The sequence below is a fragment of the Marinilabilia salmonicolor JCM 21150 genome (genome assembly GCF_000259075.1).
In the GTDB taxonomy this organism is placed as follows: domain Bacteria; phylum Bacteroidota; class Bacteroidia; order Bacteroidales; family Marinilabiliaceae; genus Marinilabilia; species Marinilabilia salmonicolor.
Window position 1 is genome coordinate 49,850 of sequence record NZ_AJKI01000008.1, and the last position, 20,887, is coordinate 70,736.

Annotated in this window: 18 protein-coding genes; 9 read left to right on the forward strand and 9 right to left on the reverse strand. The window is 38.9% G+C overall.

The window, feature by feature from the left end:
- Positions 1 to 49 precede the first annotated feature (49 nt).
- The gene (locus tag W7W_RS0105995; RefSeq protein ID WP_202947197.1) at positions 50 to 3,028 is read left to right on the forward strand and encodes a DEAD/DEAH box helicase; all 2,979 of its coding nucleotides are present in this window, start codon (positions 50 to 52) and stop codon (positions 3,026 to 3,028) included.
- Positions 3,029 to 3,058: 30 nt separating this feature from the next.
- Here the strand turns inward: W7W_RS0105995 and W7W_RS0106000 are convergent, their stop codons facing one another.
- The 5 genes from W7W_RS0106000 to W7W_RS0106020 form a co-directional block, all read right to left on the reverse strand.
- Positions 3,059 to 3,580 carry a type II toxin-antitoxin system VapC family toxin gene (locus W7W_RS0106000; RefSeq protein ID WP_010662914.1) on the reverse strand — a complete coding sequence of 174 codons (522 nt, stop codon included), beginning with the start codon at positions 3,578 to 3,580 and terminating at the stop codon, positions 3,059 to 3,061.
- Between the two features lie 4 nt (positions 3,581 to 3,584).
- Entirely contained in the window at positions 3,585 to 3,932 is a 348-nt protein-coding gene (locus tag W7W_RS0106005; RefSeq protein WP_010662915.1) for an STAS-like domain-containing protein, read from the reverse strand.
- Between the two features lie 4 nt (positions 3,933 to 3,936).
- Positions 3,937 to 4,800 (reverse strand): ATP-binding protein, encoded by an 864-nt coding sequence (locus tag W7W_RS0106010; RefSeq protein WP_010662916.1) that lies wholly within the window; start codon positions 4,798 to 4,800, stop codon positions 3,937 to 3,939.
- A 231-nt stretch (positions 4,801 to 5,031) separates the two neighbouring features.
- On the reverse strand, positions 5,032 to 5,211 hold the full coding sequence (locus W7W_RS0106015; RefSeq protein WP_025006911.1) for a hypothetical protein: 180 nt from the start codon (positions 5,209 to 5,211) through the stop codon (positions 5,032 to 5,034).
- A 25-nt stretch (positions 5,212 to 5,236) separates the two neighbouring features.
- Entirely contained in the window at positions 5,237 to 5,869 is a 633-nt protein-coding gene (locus W7W_RS0106020; RefSeq protein WP_010662917.1) for a DUF6266 family protein, read from the reverse strand.
- A 497-nt stretch (positions 5,870 to 6,366) separates the two neighbouring features.
- Here W7W_RS0106020 and W7W_RS0106030 point away from each other — a divergent pair, with 497 nt between their 5' ends.
- From W7W_RS0106030 to W7W_RS22820, 8 genes are all read left to right on the forward strand, one after another.
- Complete coding sequence (locus tag W7W_RS0106030; RefSeq protein WP_010662918.1) at positions 6,367 to 7,905, forward strand: type I restriction-modification system subunit M; 1,539 nt, start codon at positions 6,367 to 6,369, stop codon at positions 7,903 to 7,905.
- Complete coding sequence (locus W7W_RS22815) at positions 7,902 to 9,539, forward strand: restriction endonuclease subunit S (protein WP_010662919.1); 1,638 nt, start codon at positions 7,902 to 7,904, stop codon at positions 9,537 to 9,539. Before W7W_RS0106030 ends, W7W_RS22815 begins: the two co-directional genes overlap by 4 nt.
- Positions 9,540 to 9,679: 140 nt before the next feature.
- Positions 9,680 to 10,075, forward strand: coding sequence for a GxxExxY protein (locus W7W_RS0106040; protein ID WP_025006910.1), 396 nt, complete (start codon positions 9,680 to 9,682; stop codon positions 10,073 to 10,075).
- 26 nt (positions 10,076 to 10,101) lie between these two features.
- Positions 10,102 to 10,827, forward strand: coding sequence for a DUF3800 domain-containing protein (locus W7W_RS0106045; RefSeq protein WP_010662921.1), 726 nt, complete (start codon positions 10,102 to 10,104; stop codon positions 10,825 to 10,827).
- Positions 10,814 to 11,323 carry a hypothetical protein gene (locus W7W_RS0106050; protein ID WP_010662922.1) on the forward strand — a complete coding sequence of 170 codons (510 nt, stop codon included), beginning with the start codon at positions 10,814 to 10,816 and terminating at the stop codon, positions 11,321 to 11,323. Before W7W_RS0106045 ends, W7W_RS0106050 begins: the two co-directional genes overlap by 14 nt.
- 130 nt (positions 11,324 to 11,453) lie before the next feature.
- Entirely contained in the window at positions 11,454 to 14,660 is a 3,207-nt protein-coding gene (locus W7W_RS0106055) for a type I restriction endonuclease subunit R (RefSeq protein ID WP_010662923.1), read from the forward strand.
- Positions 14,661 to 14,672: 12 nt separating this feature from the next.
- Complete coding sequence (locus tag W7W_RS0106060) at positions 14,673 to 15,191, forward strand: hypothetical protein (protein ID WP_010662924.1); 519 nt, start codon at positions 14,673 to 14,675, stop codon at positions 15,189 to 15,191.
- Positions 15,192 to 15,203: 12 nt separating this feature from the next.
- Positions 15,204 to 17,624, forward strand: coding sequence for an exonuclease domain-containing protein (locus W7W_RS22820; RefSeq protein ID WP_010662925.1), 2,421 nt, complete (start codon positions 15,204 to 15,206; stop codon positions 17,622 to 17,624).
- 5 nt (positions 17,625 to 17,629) lie between these two features.
- On the opposite strand, the gene W7W_RS0106070 is transcribed toward W7W_RS22820, so the two are convergent.
- The 4 genes from W7W_RS0106070 to W7W_RS21800 are packed head-to-tail and all read right to left on the reverse strand — an operon-like array spanning position 17,630 to position 20,769.
- Positions 17,630 to 18,571: a DUF1643 domain-containing protein gene (locus tag W7W_RS0106070; RefSeq protein ID WP_010662926.1), complete on the reverse strand. Its 942-nt coding sequence runs from the start codon at positions 18,569 to 18,571 to the stop codon at positions 17,630 to 17,632.
- 29 nt (positions 18,572 to 18,600) lie between these two features.
- Positions 18,601 to 19,218: a restriction endonuclease gene (locus tag W7W_RS21795; RefSeq protein ID WP_010662927.1), complete on the reverse strand. Its 618-nt coding sequence runs from the start codon at positions 19,216 to 19,218 to the stop codon at positions 18,601 to 18,603.
- Between the two features lie 59 nt (positions 19,219 to 19,277).
- Positions 19,278 to 19,997, reverse strand: a complete 720-nt coding sequence (gene istB, locus W7W_RS0106080) for an IS21-like element helper ATPase IstB (protein WP_010662928.1) — start codon at positions 19,995 to 19,997, stop codon at positions 19,278 to 19,280.
- The gene (locus W7W_RS21800) at positions 19,984 to 20,769 is read right to left on the reverse strand and encodes a Mu transposase domain-containing protein (protein ID WP_010662929.1); all 786 of its coding nucleotides are present in this window, start codon (positions 20,767 to 20,769) and stop codon (positions 19,984 to 19,986) included. The genes istB and W7W_RS21800 overlap by 14 nt, the downstream gene beginning before the upstream one ends.
- Positions 20,770 to 20,887 lie beyond the last annotated feature (118 nt).

The window sequence follows — 20,887 nt, forward strand, 5'->3', positions numbered from 1 at the left end:
AACCACAGATTATTATTTTCTTTGCTATCAAGAAAGCTTTACAACAATTTTGAGCGACCTAAAGCACCATATTGAACTAATACAGCAATTCTTCAGATGTCGTGAAGATGTATTCGCCATTCGCTGGGAAAAAGGCAGCAAAAAAGGTTACATGCCGGCTTATAGTTATGACCCTTATGCGTACAAGCAGCATAAATTTAGTGGGGGTACTTTAGCAACATTTAAAGACAAAACAAGAAGACCCCTCACCCAACATGAAATAAAACTTCACCTTGAAGGAAAGCAGTTCATTGGAATTTATCCGCTTCTGGAAGATAACACCTCGTGGTTTCTTGCTGCAGATTTTGACAAAGAAAACTGGAAGAAAGAATGCATTCTGTTTCACAATAAATGCAATGAAAACGGAATCCCGTCATACATTGAACGTTCCCGGTCTGGTAAGGGAGCTCATGTTTGGATTTTTTTTGAAAAACCACTTCCGGCAATCGAATCAAGAAAATTATTTATCGGATTGCTCAAAGAATGTGGCATCATTTCCGAATTCGATAAATATTCCAGTTTTGACAGACTATTCCCAAACCAGAATTACCTATCAGGAAAAGGATTTGGAAACCTGATCGCTCTTCCATTCAATAAATTAACATTAGAACAGGGAAATAACTGTTTCATAGATGCAAATACCTTTGAGGCATTTGAAAATCAATGGCAATACTTAGAAAGCATAAAACGTCTGCCCGAAGAAAGGTTTTACCAACAATTTTCTAAATATATATCCGCCCCATTGGCCTCTAAACCATCAGTACAAAAAGAGAGCGGTAAATTAAAAATCAAGCTGAGCAATAAAATCATTCTGAATCGCTCCGGTTTAACCTCTGACCTAATAAACTATTTGAAAGAGAAACTGAATTTTGCCAACACTGAATATTTCATAAAAAAGAAGCTTGGCAAAAGCACATACAAGATTGACCGATACTTTAACTTCATTGAAGAAGAGGACGATGAAATTAAAATACCGCGGGGAATGGCCGGAAAGCTGATTACCTTCTGTAACAAGAAAAAAGTTGATTTTGAATTTATCGATAACCGGAATAAACTGAAAGAAGTCCATTTCTCTTGTGATATTCAACTTAGAGAGCATCAAAAGCAAGCAATTTCAGCAACAGCTAAAAAAGACTTTGGGATAATTGTGTCTCCACCGGGTAGTGGAAAAACTATAATTGGTTTAAAGCTTATTGCTGAGAAGAAACAACCTTCTTTGATCGTGGTACACCGAAAACAAATTGCAGAACAATGGATAGACAGAATACAAAGCTTCCTGGGAATACCTAAAACTAAAATTGGTACTATCGGGCAAGGCAAAAGTAGAATTGGGGATAATGTAACCGTTGCCATGATTCAATCCCTTTCAAAGAAGTTGAGCACAAAAGGTAACGAAGATTTGATGAATTCATTCGGAACAATAATCATCGATGAATGTCAACATATACCTGCAAAATCTTTTTCGGAAGCTATTAACAAACTTAACACCTTTTACTTATACGGCTTAACAGCAACCCCGTTTCGGAAACATACTGACGACAAACTAATCTCCATACAGTTAGGAAGTATCATATTTGAGGTTGAATCAAATAAAGTTCAAAACGCTCAGCAAGCCAGGATAATTGTAAAGAGTACCGAGCTTGATGTTCCATTCAATTCAAAAACCGACCCATTTGAAACCCTATCTCAAATACTCATTCACGATTCAACCAGAAATACCCAAATTATTAATGATATCAGAAGTGAGATAAGTAATGGGAATAAGTGTGTAGTCATTACCGAAAGAAAAGAACACATCAATACGCTTTACCAGTTTCTTAAACAACACCACGAAACAGTTACCCTTAGTGGAGCGGATTCTAAAGCATCCAGAGAACAAAAATGGAAAGTTTTAAATGAAGGCCATTACGAAGTTTTAATAACCACCGGTCAGTTCTTTGGTGAAGGAAGCGATATTCAAAATGTATCCAGGTTATTTCTTGCTTATCCTTTCTCTTTTAAAGGAAAGCTGATACAGTATATTGGCCGGGTTCAACGCTCCGAAATAACTCCAACCATTTATGATTACCGTGATTATAAGATTGACTATCTCAATAAGATGTTTCTTAAACGGAATGCGCATTACAGAAAACTGGAAAAGCAGCGCTCCCTCTTTGATAATGCTGAAGATCAGCAAGACACCAAGCCTTTTTATACTGAAATCAGAGAACGGATAAAACTCAAATTTGATCAATTGGAGTTTCACTATGGAAATGTTCTTTTCAACTACATCGACAAAGAGACCGGTGAAGTCATTGAGTTTTCGATCGACAATGACACCATCAGACCTGAATTTTCCATCTTAAAACCTTATTTTTCCAGGCAATTGGGAGTCATAAATATTGAAGCGGATATTTATGCTGAATATAAGGATGGGAGCTTAATTGCTCAAAATGCTACATCATCAGATATTGACCGTATAAATTCTGAAATAATTGACAGTGTTAGGTTTCAATTCTTGAACCGGGAGATAATTGGGGGTAAAAAGCGTAATAATCCTAATATTGTAGATTTAAATAGTCTTCAAAATGACAACCAACTATTTAATTCTGAAGAAGAACTTATTAACGAGATACTGAAAGATGAATCGGTTAAGCATTACAGACAGATTAAATTTTTGCTAAAGCACCATCTATCTCACATCCTTAAAATCAGATTTGTACTGTCTCCCTTTTCATTTGTATTTTTACTGCAAGGGGAAGAAAAATATCACATAGTTGTTGAAACGCTTGTCACAGAAGAGGCAACCTATATCTGGAGCTTTGAAAAAAGCCGTTTGAAAGAGAATCTTAACATCATTAACAAAGATCTAACCACCATCCGTAATAAAGGGCGTCAATTCTTTATAGAAAATCAGCCTGAAAATTTCAATAGAATATTTCATGACTACTCAGATGTAAAAAAAGGGTTCATTGTCTGGAAAGGGCAATTGGAAGAGGGGTTGGTTTGAATATATGGTTATGCAATGCAGTTTCATGTTTTAATTTAATATGCGTGGATTGCCTGTAAGAATATCCAAACCGCTATTTTTGAAATCCTTATCATTTGTGAGCAACACCATCCCCTGTTCAGAACAGACTGAGGCGATAGCCTTATCAATAAAATCTAATTCATCAACAATAAGAAAACTTTCAATTAATTGCTTATCAAAGGACCTTTCAACCACATTAAAACGGCTCAGAATATCATTTTTGATAATAATATAAATGTCCTCCAACACATCTTTTCCGTCTTGGCTGTTTCTAAAATCTTTAAATTTTAAAGCCGGATTTATTTTTTGATGTTCAATCCTCACAACACGGTTTATCACTTCCGATAATATTAAGAAATCAATAAACAGCTTATTTCCTTGTCTCAATAAATTGTTAAAAACACGAGCATAATTTTTTTCAAACGAAACCTGACCTGTTGGCCAAAACAGATAAATCAATACATTAGCATCAACAAAAACATCTCTGTCCCTAAGCTGATTGAAATCCTGCAATTTGTAATTCGCGCCCATAGTATCAATCTTCAATTATTTCATCAATACTTCTTCTAAGTGCTTCGGGGTCTCTATAGTAAAGCTTTGCTGTATCAACTACCCTTTTTAGCGAAACTTTCCCCGATTCAGAAATTTCAGAAACCTTGAGATTTTCTTTAATGTAATCTTCTGGAAAATCTTTGTATAATTGACCAACGGCAGTGTTAAGAAATGCAGTAGTGAGCATTTCTATATTTTGAAAAGAAAGGGTTACTTTCTTTTTATCTGAAAACGCTTTGGCAATAAGCTCAAACACTTTTTGTCCATCTTCGGCTTCTACTCCGTAAACATCCCCAATAGTGTTTGCTATATTGATTGTTATATTTTTCATATCTTTAAAATATATCGTTTATGTCAATTTCACTTTTCAGTGAATAATTGTTTCTATCATCTGTTCTGAATTGCAAATTTACAATTGTTCCCGGAAATTCGCCATTGAATATCCGTAAGTCTTCACCATTATCATCAAATTGATAAAAACCATCATTACTTACAATCTGCATTTTACCCTTATTTATTCCTATAAACTCTTTAAGAACTGCTAAACCAATACCACCTGAAACACCTTGCTTGGTGGTTTTTTTATCTTGCACGGCCCACTTCAAAGCCTGTGTAGCAGAAAGACTTCTTCCAAATCGTCTATTAATTTTTTCTCTAAAACCAATGCCTATGTCAACGATTGTAAATTCTATCTTGTTCTTATTAGGAAAGAATTGACCACATGTATAGATAAAATTAGTTTCACTATGAATCTGGGCGTTGACAAATATTTCATAAATGGCTTCTATGATTTTTTCTTTCACCCCGTCCGACATCCTCGGTAAGTCGGTGTTGTGCCCTTCAATAAGCTCCTCAATCACATAATTTTTGAAATACTTTCCGTCAGTGGGTTTTAGTTTTTGGAACTTGATGGTCGTATTGTTTACATCAAGTGCTCTTTGTTTTCCGTAATACGTCAGAAAATCATTTTTTAACAGGATGGTTTCAATTTGTGGACTGAGATAATCAAAATGAATATCGTTTAGATTGGCTGTAAACTTATCCAAAACAGCCCCAAGAGCTGTACTCATATTGGCAGCAAAAAAATTATGGATTTCAAGATGGATATTACCAAACAATTTATCCTTATGTTGTTCAAAAAGAGAGATTAAGCTTTGATAGCTTTCGAATGTATTATTTATGGAGACTAATCTACTCATACAGTTTTTTGCAATATTTATTCCACTCTCTCCGCGCTTCGCCTAAAGACTTTTAATGAATAAAAAACGCCAACATCGTATATATACATTACATGTTTAGTAATTTTAAAAAGCGGAATCCGAATTTAATAAAAAAATCAGAATATTAAGAGGTGAAGTTTTATGAAAAGAATGGTTCTGAACAATTAAATAAAGATAAACTGAAATTATTATCTTAAAGAGCAATCCGGGTTAGCGGCCATTCCTGCCTTTATCATCCTCTCTTTTCAAAAAGTTGTTCGTTTTTTCAGCAATTCTTTCCAGATAGTTCATCAGGTTTTCTTTTGATTCGGTAGGCGTGGTTTCCAGGCCTAACCGAAAGGAGTCAAGAGCCCGATAGAATCGGTCAAATTGATTTTTAAGAACTTGCATATCGCTGGTTTCTTAATAATACCCCTTAACCAATCGTACCCACCCATCTTGTGTTACTTAGATTCATCTCGTCTGCACTGCGAAACATGATCCAAAGTTCCACCGGTCTTTGAGAGTCAGGAACATGCAGCAAAGTCTTCCCCTGATGTCTTTTAATGGTTGTAACCTGATAATCTGCATAGACAAAGGACTCTATGTCCTTCATACACCAGATTAAATTATCGGAGGGGTGATTGAAGCCCTCGCTTTGATTTTCGATTGACCACTCCAGTAATATCCCCTCGTCGGTTTTTTTCAAACTTACCGAATTGGGAAGTGTCAGGTCTCCTTTGCTGAGAACAACTTTTTCAGGATTAATGTATTGATCGGGGTAATTGCCTTCAATGGCTTCTTTCAGATTCAATGAAACAGCTGAGTGGTAGGTTGATCGTCCGGTTGAAATGTCTTTCATGGTAATGCGAACCAGGTCATTAAGATATCGTACCAGGTTTTGCGCCAGTTTTAGTCGTTGTCTTTGTGCCAATTGTTTTTCAGATTTTTTGTCTTTGTAGATAACCGGGCGGGAGCGGAGGTAAGTCTTACCATACATTTCGTACATAATTACATTGCCAATCCGGCCCTGCCCGGGCCCGTTGATACCTTGTTTTAATCGTGCCATTGTTTTGTTTGTTAGTGTCTTACTCCTAATATTCGTGTTTTTTTGGCAAAATAGTTACCAGTAATTTAACGCAAAATGGCTGCGCCATTAGCTTATCCTTTTAATAGTTTGGTTCTGGCTTGTCCAGGTTAGGTTATTTAATGTTTTTCTTTCTCAAAATGCTTTGTCACCTGCCAGTTTCTGATCAGGTTCCTAACAACTTCTTGGCAAGTTTACTACAAATTAATTTATAAGTTATTAATAAGTCATTATAAAGTCAAATCAAACTCAGTTATAATTGAATTTAATTAGACTTTAATACGACTTTAAAACGACTTTACTATGACTTTAAAATGGAGCTGTTACAACGCAGTTTCGATGCTGTCCCGATACAGATGCGGAGGGGAACTGACGGAAATACATATGATTCTCTGTATATCTTTCCTGAATTTCCGCCATTTTTCCCGAATGAAATGTTAATTTTACCCGAATAATCGAAAAAACTATACAATAAATAGATGGCTAAGAAAAACGGAAACGGCGCAAACGAAACGCTCGAACAAAAATTATGGAGAACCGCAGACAGGCTGCGCAATAATATAGATGCTGCTGAATACAAGCATGTGGTGCTTGGTCTTATTTTTCTCAAATACATTTCTGATGCTTTTGATGTGCTTTACGAAAAGCTGAAAGTCGGAGAAGGGGAGTATGCAGGAGCTGATCCGGAGGATAAGGATGAGTACGGCGCAGAGAATGTCTTTTTTGTTCCTGAAAAAGCGCGCTGGTCATATATTCAGTCACAGGGAAAAATGCCAAACATCGGCAAACTGATTGATGATGCCATGGATTTAATTGAAGCGGATAATCCCACCCTGAAAGGCATACTTCCAAAAGTTTATGCACGTCAGAACTTAGACCCGCAATCGTTGGGTAGTTTGATTGATACTATTGGTACCATTGCGCTTGGTGACGAAAAAGCCAGAAGCCAGGATGTTTTGGGACAAGTCTATGAATATTTTCTTGGCCAGTTTGCGTTGGCTGAAGGTCAAAAGGGTGGACAGTTCTACACTCCGCAGAGTATTGTGAAATTACTGGTTGAGATGCTGGAGCCATACTCGGGGAGAGTTTATGACCCCTGTTGCGGAAGTGGTGGAATGTTTGTTCAGAGTGAGAAGTTTATTGAACGTCACCAGGGACGGTTAGACGATATTTCGGTATATGGACAGGAGAGTAACCAGACCACTTACCGGTTGTGTAGAATGAACCTCGCCATTCGCGGTATTGATGGTTCAAACATCCGGTGGAACACAGAAGGTTCTTTTCTCAACAATGCGCACAAGGATTTAAAAGCCGATTATATCATTGCCAATCCACCCTTTAATGTGAGTGACTGGAGCGGCGATTTGTTGCGAGACGATCCCCGTTGGCAATTTGGTACACCTCCGGTGGGTAATGCCAACTTTGCCTGGGTTCAGCATTTCCTTTATCATTTGAATCCCAATGCCGGACAAGCTGGTTTTGTATTGTCCAACGGCTCTTTAAGTTCTAACTCTGGAGGCGAAGGACAAATAAGGCAGAACCTGGTGGAAAATGACCTGGTAGAGTGTATTGTAATGCTGCCAAAAGCACTGTTTTTTAATACCGGAATTCCGGCTTGCTTATGGTTCCTGCGTCGCGGCAAAAAGAAACGTCACGGAGAGGTGCTTTTCATTGATGCCTCGGAACTGGGGTATATGATTAACCGCAAAAACCGGGTACTTGCAGATGAGGATGTGATGAAGGTGGCAGACACCTATCATAATTGGTTGGAGAGTAAAGACAAATACGAAGATGTAAAAGGCTTCTGCAAATCTGCCACGCTTGAAGATATTCAAAAGCACAAGTTTGTATTAACGCCCGGCCGTTATGTGGGCATTCCCGATGAAGAGGACGATGGCATTCCCTTTCAGGAAAAGGTGGATACACTAACCACTCAACTACGTGAGCAAATGAAGGAAGCCCAAGAGCTGGATCAGGAAATTAAAACACAATTGGCTAAAATCGGGATTGAGTTATGAGTATAAATGTAATTTCATTAGCCGATACAACAAGCTTTATCGTAGATAACCGAGGAAAAACAGTTCCTACGGCAGATACAGGAATACCTCTAATAAAAACGAACTGTGTCACTAATAACCAATTATTCCCAAGAATAGATGGAGCCTTCTTTGTCTCGCAAGAAATATTTGATTCTTGGTTTCGTGCTCACCCAATACCTGGAGATTTAATTTTAACCTTAAAAGGGAGTCAGAATGGTGCAGTATGTTTAGTCCCAGACCCTGTGGGGTTTGTTATTGCACAGGATATGGTTGCTCTTAGAATTAACAAGGAAGTAATTAATCCATACTACCTATTGGCCTCATTGCGGACAAGAGAATTACAACATCAAATCAAAACTTTAGATGTTAGTGGAGTTATCCCTCATTTAAAAAAGACAGATTTTGATAAGCTTATTTTACCATACCCAAAAAGAGAAATCCAAGACTATATCGGTAATCTCTATTATAACCTAAGTATTAAAATTGACCTCCTTCGCCAGCAAAATCGAACCCTGGAAGAACTGGCCCAAACCCTTTTCAAGCGTTGGTTTGTAGAGTTTGAGTTTCCCTGCCTTCCTTCGGGCTATCGCCCTCAGGGGCAGGTAAACCTGGAAGAAATTGCTAAAGTTTGTACTTATAGTCGCGTTGGTGGGGCACCAGCACCTGATGGGCAAAGCTGGTTTGTGTATGTCTTGCTTTGTGAAGATGGCTCTTTTTATAAAGGAATGACCAATGACTTGTATCGGAGGTTTTATGAACATTACACAGGTGAAGGGGCTAAACATACCAAAATACATAAACCTGTTAAAATCATTCACTGGGAACAATTTAACACACAGGATGAAACCAGGGCAAGAGAGGAGGAGTTAAAGACGGGTTTCGGTCGTACATGGTTGCAACGAGAATATGATAAGCTTCAAAAGTTTGGTCACACAACAAGCGATGGTTTACCTGCGCACCAAACGAAGTTGGTGCCTGCAGGAAAAATGGTGGAGAGTGAGTTGGGGGAGATTCCGGAGGGGTGGCACATTAGCCGTTTGCAAGATATAACAGCATTAGTCTCTAGAGGAATATCTCCTAAGTATATGAATGAAGGTGGCATTTGTGTTTTAAATCAAAGGTGCATCAGAAATAAGTCAATTGATTTTTCATTAGGTAGAAGACACAACAATGAACTAAAAAATGCAAAATCTAAATTTATTAAACCGTTTGATGTTTTAGTGAATTCTACCGGTGTTGGAACTCTTGGAAGAACAGCAGTAGTGAAAAGAATAGAAGAAGAACCAACAACCGTTGACTCCCATGTTTCTATAATTAGAGCCAATGAAGAAAGGATTAATAAATTTTTTCTATCATACCTCATAACAGGAAAAGAGCGAGAGATTGAACATATGGCAGAAGGTTCTACAGGACAGACAGAATTAAGCCGTGCTAAATTAAACGAAATGGAGGTATTAATACCATCAAAATTACTTCAAAATAAGTTTGGTGAGATATCCTTTTTCTCTAGTCAGAAAATAAATTCAAATGAACAAGAAATCCAAATCCTTACCCAATTGCGCGACACGTTATTGCCGAAGTTGATGAGTGGGGAGGTGAGGGTGAAAGTCTGAAATGTGAAAAATGTCTGAACCATGATTTTTAGGATTTTCCTGATTACATGATTTTTTTCTTAAATCAGGGTAATCAAATTAATCCTTTAAATCATGGTTCAGACAATGATTTAAAAACCTTAACAAATAATTTTGTAATTATGCAATACAAAGACCTAACCTACAAAATCATTGGTTGCGCAATGGAAGTCCATAAGCACCTTGGAAATGGTTTTCAAGAAGTGATTTATCAGCGAGCTTTGGCTATTGAAATGGAGTTGCAAGGCATCAATTTTCAGCGCGAATTTGGAATGCCGCTGCATTACAAAGGTCAGAATATTGGCACCCGTCGCGTTGATTTTTTTGTAGAAGATTGCATTATGGTCGAAATAAAAGCGCTTGTGAATCTTGAAGACGTGCATCTGGCCCAGGCAATGAATTACGTGGAAGCCTACAATCTGGAAATTGGTTTGCTCATTAACTTTGGAGCCAAAAGCCTTCAGCATAAGCGTGTACACAATAATAAAATCTTAAAATCAGGTAATCATGATAATTAAGAATTTAATGAATTAAGGCAAGCTTTATGACTGAGTACAACATATACTGCGACGAAAGCTGTCATCTGGAATATGACCCTCATAAATCAATGGTGTTGGGGGCTGTTTGGTGTGCCAAAGAAGATAAGAAACAGCTATTTGACAGGATAAAGGAGATTAAACAAAAGCATGGTTTAAAACCTGAATTCGAAATAAAATGGAATAAGGTTTCAAAATCTAAAGCTGACTTTTACAGAGAATTGATTAATTTCTTTTTTGATACTGATAAGCTAAACTTCAGGGGATTAGTTGTGGCGGATAAAGGAGAGTTGGAGCATGGAAGATATGATCAGACACATGATCAGTTTTATTACAAGATGTATTTTGACATGCTGAAAATCATCATTTCACCCCATGCATCCTATTATATCTATTTGGACATTAAAGATACCCAGGGCTTTGAAAAGGTTCAAAAACTACATGATGTAATTTGTAATAATCATTACGATTTTTCTCAAAGCGTTATTAAGCGAATTCAGGAAGTTCGCTCAGATGAAGTAAGTCTGCTTCAAATAACTGATTTACTAATTGGTGCATTGTCCTATTTTTACCGAGGATTGACTGAAAATAAAGCCAAAGTAGAGCTTATTGACCTTATTAAAAGGCGGAGTGGTTACAGCTTGATGAAAAGCACGTTGCCGTCAGAAAGAAAGTTTAACCTTTTTGTATGGCATTCGGGCTACAGGAGGGGCTGGAATTATGGAGGTTTTTGAACTGCCTGAGTTAATTGAATTAAATGCATTTGGTGGAAGTTTTGAAAAATATATTGAAGCTGTTTATCAAATTTTTAAAAATGATTTTATTGATACCAAGCCTACTTTTCAAGGTATCAGACTGGGATTGAAAAAATATCCGCTGGTTGATAATAAGGAATACACATTCTATCATATGACTCATGAAGGAAATATAGAAAGTGAACGAACTCCCGATGTTAGACGAATGGAGCGTATTGGATGGCCCAGACCAATGATTGATGACTCTGAACACAGTTATTTGAAAGTTTGGCGAAATACCCGAAGAGGTAAGGGAGGTACAAAGAGCCGTATTTTGATTTTACATGAAGCCGAACAATATTTAGTCGTGTTGGATGATAGGGGAAATTACATTTTGCCGTGGACTGCTTATCTGATCAGAGGAAGAAGACAGCTTCAGAAGCATCTCAGGGAATATGAGACTTATAAAAAAGCAGAAGCCGCCAAGCGAACTTAACGGCTTCGTTTCTCTTTCAACGCTTACACTTTACAGATGGTTGGTGAGATATTTTAAATGTATTTAAACACTCTTTTATTTTACAAAGATATTGTAAATCTTTACACATTGTCAAATTTTCTTTACAAAAATGACCAAACTAACCGAAAACGACATAGAACTATGGGCCATTGAAGAACTGCAAAGCCTGGGGTGGGAATACTTGCACGGCGCAATAATTGCACCGGATGGGGATCATCCCGAGCGCAGTAGTTTTGGCGATGTGGTTCTGAGAGGGCGGTTGCAATCAGCCATTGACCGGAACAATCCGGAAATTCCTTTAGAGGCCAGGCAGGAGGCACTGAAAAACATTGAGCGCATTGCTTTTCCCGATTTAATGGTCAATAATCAGGCGTTTCATGAGATATTGACAGAAGGTTTTCCGGTGACGTACCGTAAAGATGGTGTGGAACGTGGCAACAGGGTTCAGTTGGTCAATTTCGAAAATCCGGAACAGAACGATTTTCTGGTGGTGAACCAGTTTACGATCATAGAAAACAATACCAATAAACGTCCCGATTTAATTCTTTTTGTCAATGGCTTACCCCTTGTATTATTTGAATTAAAAAATGCCATTGATGAGCATGCAACACTGGAATCTGCCTATCATCAAATACAGACCTATAAAGGAGCCATTCCTTCTCTTTTTAGCTACAACGCCTTTTGTATATTGTCTGATGGAGCCGATGCCAGGGCAGGTTCTTTATCCGCTGGGTTTACGCGTTACATGGCATGGAAAACCAGTGACGGACTTGAGGAAGCATCCACATTGACCAGTCAGTTGGAAGTACTGATAAAGGGATTACTCAATCCCGGTACTTTGCTTGATTTTATCAGACATTTTATTGTATTTGAAAAGTCCGGCACACAAGATCCGATAACCAAACAACTCGCTTATTCTACACAGAAAAAAATTGCAGCTTATCATCAATATTATGCCGTCAACAAAGCCATTGAATCAGTAAAAGAAGCCTCATCTAACAGCGGAGACCGCAAAGGAGGCGTGGTCTGGCATACTCAGGGCAGTGGAAAGTCTCTCTCCATGGTCTTTTTTAGTGGTAAGTTGGTGCTGCAGCTCAACAATCCCACCATTGTGGTCATTACCGACCGCAACGATCTGGACGATCAGCTGTTTGATACATTTGCCGCCTCCAAACAATTGCTTCGCCAGGTACCTGTGCAGGCAGAAAGCCGTGAACACCTCAAAGAACTCCTGAAAGTGGCATCCGGAGGAATAGTTTTCGCGACTATCCAGAAATTTCAACCGGAGGACGGCACCAATGTTTACGAACAGTTGTCAGATCGTACCAATATAGTGGTAGTCGCCGATGAAGCCCACCGTACACAATACGGTTTTAAGCCCAAAGCGGTGGATGTAAAAGACGATGGTGGCAATGTGGTTGGTCAGCGCCTGGTGTATGGTTTTGCCAAATATATGCGTGATGCGCTGCCCAATGCAACCTACCTGGGTTTTACCGGCACCCCGATAGAATCTACTGATGTGAACACCCCGGCCGTTTTTGGTCATTATGTGGACATCTATGACATTGCCCGTGCGGTGGACGATGGGGCTACGGTACCCATCTATTATGAAAGCCGTCTGGTGAAAATCAACCTGTCAGAAGAGGGCCAGCAATTAATAGAAGAATTAGACGCGGAATTAGGCGACGGAGAGACAATTCAGGAATCGTCTAAAATGAAATGGACAAAAGTCGAAGCCATTATCGGCAGTCAGGCACGACTGCAAAAAGTGGCAGAGGACATCGTATTCCATTATGAAGAGCGCACCAATAGCGGTATTGAAGGTAAAGCCATGGTTGTGGCAATGAGTCGCCGCATTGCAGTGGATTTGTACAACGAAATCATTAAAATACGACCACACTGGCACAGTGACAAACTGGACAAAGGAGCCATCAAAGTGGTTATGACTGCTGCTTCATCCGACGGGCCGGAGCTGATGAAACACCATACCACCAAAGAGCAGCGACGGTCACTGGCCGACCGGATGAAAGACACTGCAGATCCTTTGCGGATGGTTATTGTCCGGGATATGTGGCTGACCGGCTTTGATGCACCCAGTTTGCATACATTGTACATCGACAAACCCATGAAAGGACACAATCTGATGCAGGCCATTGCCCGCGTCAACCGTGTTTACAAGGACAAACCGGGTGGCTTGGTGGTCGATTACTTTGGCATTGCTTCGGATCTCAAAAAAGCATTGTCATTTTATTCAGAAAGTGGGGGTAAAGGTGATCCGGCGGAGGCACAGGAGAAAGCTGTTGGTCTGATGTTGGAAAAACTGGAAGTCGTCTCACAGATGTTTTCAGAGAAACCGGCAGAGAACACGCAATATGCTATGGCAGCCGATGATCGGGAGTTATACGGCAAATCCTTTGCCTATGAGAATTATTTTGATGCGTCAGTCAGGCAAAAACTGGAAATTATCCTGGCAGCTGTTGAGCATATTCTTAGTCTGGAAGACGGCAAAGACCGTTTTGTGCGTGAAGTAACCGCTCTCTCCAAAGCCTTTGCCATTGCACTTCCTCATGAAGAAGCCATGGATGCTAAAGATGAAATCGCTTTCTTTCAGGCCGTCAAAGCCCGTTTGATGAAGTTTGAGCCAACAACCGGTGGCAAATCAAACTATGAAATAGAAACGGCTATCAAGCAGGTCATCGACCAGGCCATTGTCTCCGAGCAGGTGGTGGACATCTTCGATGCTGCCGGCATCAAAAAACCAGAACTTTCAGTTCTGGATGATGAGTTTCTGGAAGAGATGCGCGACATGAAGCACAAAAACCTTGCATTGGAGGTTCTTAAAAAGCTTCTCAATGATGAGATAAAACTACGTGCTCGTCATAATGTAGTTCAAAGCCGCTCTTTAATGGAGATGTTGGAATCATCCATCAAACGCTATCAAAACAATCTGATATCAGCCGCCGAAATCATCCAGGAAATGATTGATCTGGCCAAAGAAATCAAAGAAGCAGATAAAAGAGGGGAGAAGCTTGGTCTGTCCATGGATGAACTGGCCTTTTATGATGCAGTGGCCAGTAACGAGAGTGCCAAAGACCTGCTGGGTGATGATGTTCTTCTGAAATTGGCCCGTGTGCTGGTGGAGCGCGTAAAAGCGAATGCCTCCATTGACTGGACAGTAAAAGAATCGGTCAGGAAAAAGTTAAAGGTCGTCGTCAAACGCACCCTTCGCCAATACGGCTACCCACCGGATATGCAAAAACTGGCTACGGAAACGGTGTTGCAACAGGCGGAGACGTTGGCGGAGTTTTGGAATTGAAATATGACAACTATGGCAAAAAGATTTAAAGCAAGACCTTATAAAACCGTAAATGGGCATTTGTATATTCTTTCGAACATGCCAATTTTGAAACCGTCAAAGGTTGATAAAATAATGATTGTGCCGGATGCAGTGATGGATGCATTAAACGAAAACTCCTATAAATACATATATGATGATGCTTTTATTGAGTTATTTAAAGACATGCCGACATTTAAGGACGTGAAACAAGTCATTGAAAAGCTTGAAAAAGGAGTATTAGAAGAGCAATCATCTGTAGAAATAGACAATTGGACCAAGTACCCGCTAGGAACATCAGGGACTAAAATAAGATCCTATTTGTATGATTTTTTACCAGCTGATTATTCTGTGATTTTTAAAAATGATAGTTCTATAGTAGTTAAAGATCTTGTTTTGCAAAGAAGCAAATCTCCAAAAGGATATACATCATTTGTAAAAACTGATGGAGAAGAGTGTTTTAAATTTCCCAATGCCAGTATTAAAAGTATTGAAAGATTTTCAAAAAAATAATAAGTCTTTTATATGATTGATAATAACCGTATTCCCATTGAGGAAAGTTATCCAGGAGAGTTTGAAGATGTTTCGTTTGATGGCTATGGAGCTAAATGTCTTTCTGAAGGTGAAAAATATGTAGGTGAATTTAGAAATGGGGTATATAACGGGAGAGGCATTTATACATGGCCTGAAGGGAAAAAATACGAAGGGGAATTCAAAGATGGTCAACCCAATGGTTTTGGGACTGTAATTTATTCTGATGGTAGAAAGTATGTAGGAGAGCTTAGAGATGGTCAACGATATGGTAAAGGAACTTTATCCTTTCCAGATGGAAGTTGTTATGACGGGGAATTTAAGAAAAGTAAATTTCATGGTATTGGGATTTTGAAGCTTCCAGATGTTAGTTATTATGAGGGGGGCTTTAAAAAAGGTTTATGTCATGGTATTGGGATTTTAAAGCTACAAGATGGAAGCCGCTATGAGGGGGAATTTAAAGATGGTGATTACAATGGAAAAGGAACATTCATCTATGCGGATGGAGCAAAATATGAAGGCGAGTTTCGAGATGGTAAATGCAATGGTTTAGGAACTGTAACATTCCCAAATGGAAGATATTATAAAGGTGAGTTTAAGGATAACAATTTTAACGGAAGTGGAATTTATATCTGGCCGGATGGTCAAAAGTATATAGGAGAATTTAAAAATAATTTATTCAATGGTTCTGGTACTTTAACACATCTAGATGGTCGATACTATGTTGGTGAATTTGAGAACGGGAAGTATCATGGTAAAGGATATTTTATTCATCCTGACGGACTCAATTACTTAGGAGAATTTAGGGAAGGAAAAATAACTGGGTTGGGGCGTGGAACATTGATTCTGGAGGATGGAAGATCTTATGAGGGAGAATTTAAAGAAGGTAGGATCAACGGAACTGGAGTAATGTCCCACCCAAATGGAGATAGATTCGAAGGAGAATTTAAAAATAATAAATATCATGGGAAAGGTGCTTTTTTTTCGTTTGACGGAGAAAAGTATGTGGGACAATTTGAAAGCGGTGAATATAGTGGGGTTGGAACATTGTTTTTGCCAAGCCGCGAAACAAAAGTGGGTAATACAAACTATTGGTCATTAGCCGAAAATTATGAAGGTGAGTTTAAGAATGGAGGATATCATGGTAAAGGCACATTAGCTAGATCCAACGGAGAGTTTTACGAAGGGGAATTTTTGGATAATGAATACGAAGGAACTGGTGTTTTAAAATACCCAGATGGTAGGTGTTATGAGGGAGAATTCCAAAATTATGAATTTTGTGGTAGTGGAACATTAACTTATCCGGATGGGAAAAAGTACATAGGCGAATTCGAAGACGGTGAGTTCAATGGAAACGGTACCCTAACTTATCGGGATGGAAGTTATTATGAAGGAGAATTTAAAGACGGTCAGCTTACGGGGCAAGGAATGTTATACCATCCCAATAGGGGAAAATATGTAGGCGAGTTTAAGGCCGGTAAACTTGATGGAGTCGGAACACTTATGTATCTTGATGGTAGTCTTTACGAAGGCGAGTTTAAAAATGGAGAACCCCATGGCAAAGGGATATTGAACTTTTCAGAAGGGGGATATTACGACGGAGAATTTGTGGACGGAGAATTTGGGGGGAAAGGGTTTGTAGATTATTCTGATGGGAGTAGTTATGAGGGAGAATTCATGCGTGGTGTGTTTGATGGTATTGGAACTTTTACTGATTTATATGGTAATATTCAGGAAGGGGTCTGGCAGCTTGGGCAATACTGTGGGAGAATTCAAAATTCTGTTTTGGAGGATGAAAGTGAGGTGGACCATGATGAAACAAACGAAACATCCCACACTAATATTTCTTACTTATTTTTTGATACTGAAACTTCGGGCTTACCAAAAGATTATGATGCCCTAGTTACTGACTTAAATAATTGGCCTCGATTGGTACAACTCGCATATGTTGCATTTGATAGAAATGGCAATCGGATCGCTGCTGAAAATTATATTATTAAACCGGAAGGATTTGTGATTCCTGATGAAGCAGCACGAGTACATGGCATTACGACAGCCATTGCAAAAAGAGATGGGCTGCTACTTGAGGATGTATTAGAAAATTTCAGCTCTCTTATTGAAGAAGCAGATTCCCTCGTTGCCCATAACATAGCGTTTGATGAGAAAATAATTGGTGCAGAATTTATTCGCAATGGAATGGAAAATAGTATTCCTCTCAAAAGCAAAATTTGTACAATGATGTCAACGAAAGAGTATTGTGCTATAAATGGTCCCTATGGATACAAATGGCCTTCCTTGTCGGAATTATATTACAAATTATTTGGAACTTATTTTGATGAAGCCCACAATGCGGCAGCGGATATAGAAGCGACTGCAGAATGTTTTTGGGAATTGAGGAGTAGAAAACTCATTTAGCTTCTTCAAAATTCCTTTTTTTGTATTTTATCCAGATATTCTTTTATATCAAACCTTTTCAAAATAAGCCCCTTCGGTGCCCCTTTAATACTCCTGGGATGTCCCTGTTGGGTAAATTCGCCTAGGCGAAGCCAAACAATATCATCTCTTTGGTTCAGTTCAGTGTAAATTTGAAACAATGAATAGCGGCTGTTGAAATCTTTGATGATGCCATCGCCCCAAGTGGCAAGAATATTTACACACCCCCTTTCAAGGTCTTTTTCCGGAATAAGAGATTGTATTATTTCAGCATTTTCAAAAAATGGTTGTCGGCTGGGCTCCTGGCCTCTCTCATAGGGAAAGTCAATTTGTTGACGGGTAAGATTGAATAGTATGAAACTGTCATAACCATAAAACTTACTCAGGGAAACAATACGACTAATCGTATTTTTTTCAGCAGCAGTTCCCGGAATATCTGCATTAAAGCCAATGACAAAAAGCGTATGGTCTCCCTTTATACCGGTGGCGTAGTTGCAATCGTTATGTGCAGTCGGAATGGTGAAAAGTTTATCGTAGCTAAATGTGGTTAACGGATTGATTCCAGGTATAATTTTATTGCCCTTTTCTATGGCATCCCGGAATCGTTTTTTTAATAATGGAATATTGCTTTCTTGCCAAATATTTAGGTCAACACACCCTCCTGACATGCCAAACTGGCCGTAACGATCTATGCATTGATGACCATCTTCCATCCAGTTCTCGTTTTTTCTTCCTCTCTCTCTTTCTGGTAGAGCTTTCCCGGTTAGTTGATGGAATAACTGATACAACATCTTCTCAAATTGGTCTGCACTTTCCGGCACCGGGAGATAACTTACGGCAATAGACATATCCCGCCAAAGGAAAGGGTCTCCTCGAAGGCCGGTTTTTACTTCGTGGTTTATATGGAAGAGATCTGAGAGTGTTGTCATTGATAGTATTTCAGATATGGATAAATGTTTTATATTGGCCAATATATCTTTTTAAGTGGCACCAATGTTTTTGATTCATTATCGAAGTGATCGTAATACTGAATAATCAACTCAACAAGCATATCTGAATCCACCAGCGTCAAGGGCACATTTGACCTTTCTGCTTCATATTTTGCATCTTTTGAGAACCCACCAGTTGAGACATATAAACCTTTATCGCTAGCTCGCAATCCACCCAGGAAACTGCGGATCTCTTGTGATCCCATTGATCCTTGTCTGTGTTTTACTTCAACCAATATTTTTGGATTTTCTAATCCTAATCCGTCCGGAGAAGCAATAATATCTTTACCTCTGTCTGCACCTTTAGGACTTATTCTGGTTTTATATCCCATTGCTCTTAAAATGCCTGCCACAAGTTCCTGCATTTCTTCCCAATTAAGAGCTACAACCTTGTCTTTGATAAACTCGTGTGATTTAGCTATGAAATCATCTTTTATTACTTCCTGAGATTCTTCTTCTATTTCATCGGTTTCTTGTTTTACAGGTTTCCCTTCAAGTAATGAAAATAATTCTTCTCTTGTCTTTGGAGGGATATCAAAAATTGTCAAAGTGGCGCCCTGGATATTCCGGTGATGCTGACCCCCCATTCCGGTGATATTGACCCCCTGCTCAGTAATGGTTCAAAGAACGAGATGGACTGACAATATTACCGTTTTTTTCTTAAACTTTCACCTCTCAATTCGACTCTATGAGAAGTGTGGACAATTCTATCTAAAACAGCATCCGCAACCGTCTCTTCTCCAATGATATCGTACCAATTCTCAACGGGTAGTTGACTGGCTATAATTGTTGAAGCTTTTCCATGACGATCTTCAATTATTTCCAGAAAATCCATTCGTTGTTGCTGCTCTAAATGAGCCAGGCCAAAATCATCAAGTATCAGAAGATTAGTTTTTGCCAACTTTTCGAAAAAGTTGATTATGGTTCCTTCGACCCTGGATAATTTTGTTTTCAGAAAGAGTTTTTGGGCATTAAAATATGCTACTTTATATCCATGAACACAAGCCTGATGCCCCAGTGCTGAAGCTAAATAACTTTTTCCACAACCCGATGCTCCCGTTATGAGTATTGATTCTCCTTTCGTGAGAAAATCGCCGGTAGCAAGATTAGATATAAGTCCATTGTCAAGCCCTCTGGAGGCATCAATGTATAGTTCTTCAATAGAGGCCTGATATCGAAAACGTGCCGATTTACGAAGCCGTTCAAATCGTTTATTCTCACGATCCTGCTGTTCTGCTTGTAGCAAAACTTCAAGTCCTTCATTTAAGGTAAGTTCATGCTGTCTTCTGGTTTCCACCAAGGCTTTCCAGCTGCGCTCCATTCCGTGTAAACGCAAACTGGTCATTCGTTGTTCAAGTTGTTTCATTGTTATTAAAATTTAATGTTGATTGTTTGTAATAATCTTTCCCACGGATATTTTCATGTTCCGGCAAAGCTTCTTTCTTAAAGCTTTCAGGGATTTCCGTCATCTTGTTTTTAATGATATTATCGATAAATCTATAAGTATATTGCTCAACTTTCATTGCCATGGAACAGGCTTTTTTAAATGTCGCTTCAGGTGTCTTTCTTCGTAAACTCAATATTCCCTGACAAGAACGATATACCTGCTCGGGGTGCCTTTTCTGTGCAAACATCAAAGAGAAGAGTTCATGCAACTCTGGACTAATCTTCAATGCCTTTTGCAGATAATATTCAGGACTACGATCCAGGTAATGTTTGTGCGTGGAACACAAATGATCGGGGGTGCTTGAGTAGCCTGGATGATATACCCTGGGATGAACTGCAACAAGTTTTCCTTTGATATAAAAATAGACCATAGAACGTGTGTAGATGACTTTAACTTTTGAGCCAATATACTGATATGGAACGCTATAATGACGTTTATCCTGCTGAAGAAGGACATGGTTGTGCTTGCCAACTGTCAATTCTCGGTAATGTTTAATCTCAAAAGGCTCATCCGGTAAGGGTCTTAATAAAGGCTTCTCGGTGGATAAGAACTGTTCCTCACGGCAATACTTCTTTTGCTGCATTCGTGTTTGATTATGATCCCGGGTCTTTTCACAGATGGCTGCATTCAAGGAGTGAATGTCAAAGAATTGAACTTTTCGCAAGCGTGCAAAGACGCGTGTGTAAATCATTTTTACCTGGTTTTCCACGAGTGCTTTGTCTTTGTTATGGAAATATTTCCATAAACAAGATTATAGAAACAAAAACATTATGCAAACTATTCAAAACAAACAGTTGTTTCCTATACTA

Coding starts and splice junctions, on each gene's coding strand:
- W7W_RS0106000 (WP_010662914.1), bottom strand. CDS start 3,580: ATGGGCGCGAATTACAAATTGCAGGATTTCAATCAGCTTAGGGACAGA.
- W7W_RS0106030 (WP_010662918.1), top strand. CDS start 6,367: ATGGCTAAGAAAAACGGAAACGGCGCAAACGAAACGCTCGAACAAAAA.
- W7W_RS0106070 (WP_010662926.1), bottom strand. CDS start 18,571: ATGACAACACTCTCAGATCTCTTCCATATAAACCACGAAGTAAAAACC.
- W7W_RS0106040 (WP_025006910.1), top strand. CDS start 9,680: ATGCAATACAAAGACCTAACCTACAAAATCATTGGTTGCGCAATGGAA.
- W7W_RS0106020 (WP_010662917.1), bottom strand. CDS start 5,869: ATGGCACGATTAAAACAAGGTATCAACGGGCCCGGGCAGGGCCGGATT.
- W7W_RS22815 (WP_010662919.1), top strand. CDS start 7,902: ATGAGTATAAATGTAATTTCATTAGCCGATACAACAAGCTTTATCGTA.
- W7W_RS0106015 (WP_025006911.1), bottom strand. CDS start 5,211: ATGCAAGTTCTTAAAAATCAATTTGACCGATTCTATCGGGCTCTTGAC.
- W7W_RS21795 (WP_010662927.1), bottom strand. CDS start 19,218: ATGGGGGGTCAGCATCACCGGAATATCCAGGGCGCCACTTTGACAATT.
- W7W_RS0106005 (WP_010662915.1), bottom strand. CDS start 3,932: ATGAAAAATATAACAATCAATATAGCAAACACTATTGGGGATGTTTAC.
- istB (WP_010662928.1), bottom strand. CDS start 19,997: ATGAAACAACTTGAACAACGAATGACCAGTTTGCGTTTACACGGAATG.
- W7W_RS0106050 (WP_010662922.1), top strand. CDS start 10,814: ATGGAGGTTTTTGAACTGCCTGAGTTAATTGAATTAAATGCATTTGGT.
- W7W_RS0106060 (WP_010662924.1), top strand. CDS start 14,673: ATGGCAAAAAGATTTAAAGCAAGACCTTATAAAACCGTAAATGGGCAT.
- W7W_RS0106045 (WP_010662921.1), top strand. CDS start 10,102: ATGACTGAGTACAACATATACTGCGACGAAAGCTGTCATCTGGAATAT.
- W7W_RS0106010 (WP_010662916.1), bottom strand. CDS start 4,800: ATGAGTAGATTAGTCTCCATAAATAATACATTCGAAAGCTATCAAAGC.
- W7W_RS22820 (WP_010662925.1), top strand. CDS start 15,204: ATGATTGATAATAACCGTATTCCCATTGAGGAAAGTTATCCAGGAGAG.
- W7W_RS0106055 (WP_010662923.1), top strand. CDS start 11,454: ATGACCAAACTAACCGAAAACGACATAGAACTATGGGCCATTGAAGAA.
- W7W_RS21800 (WP_010662929.1), bottom strand. CDS start 20,769: ATGATTTACACACGCGTCTTTGCACGCTTGCGAAAAGTTCAATTCTTT.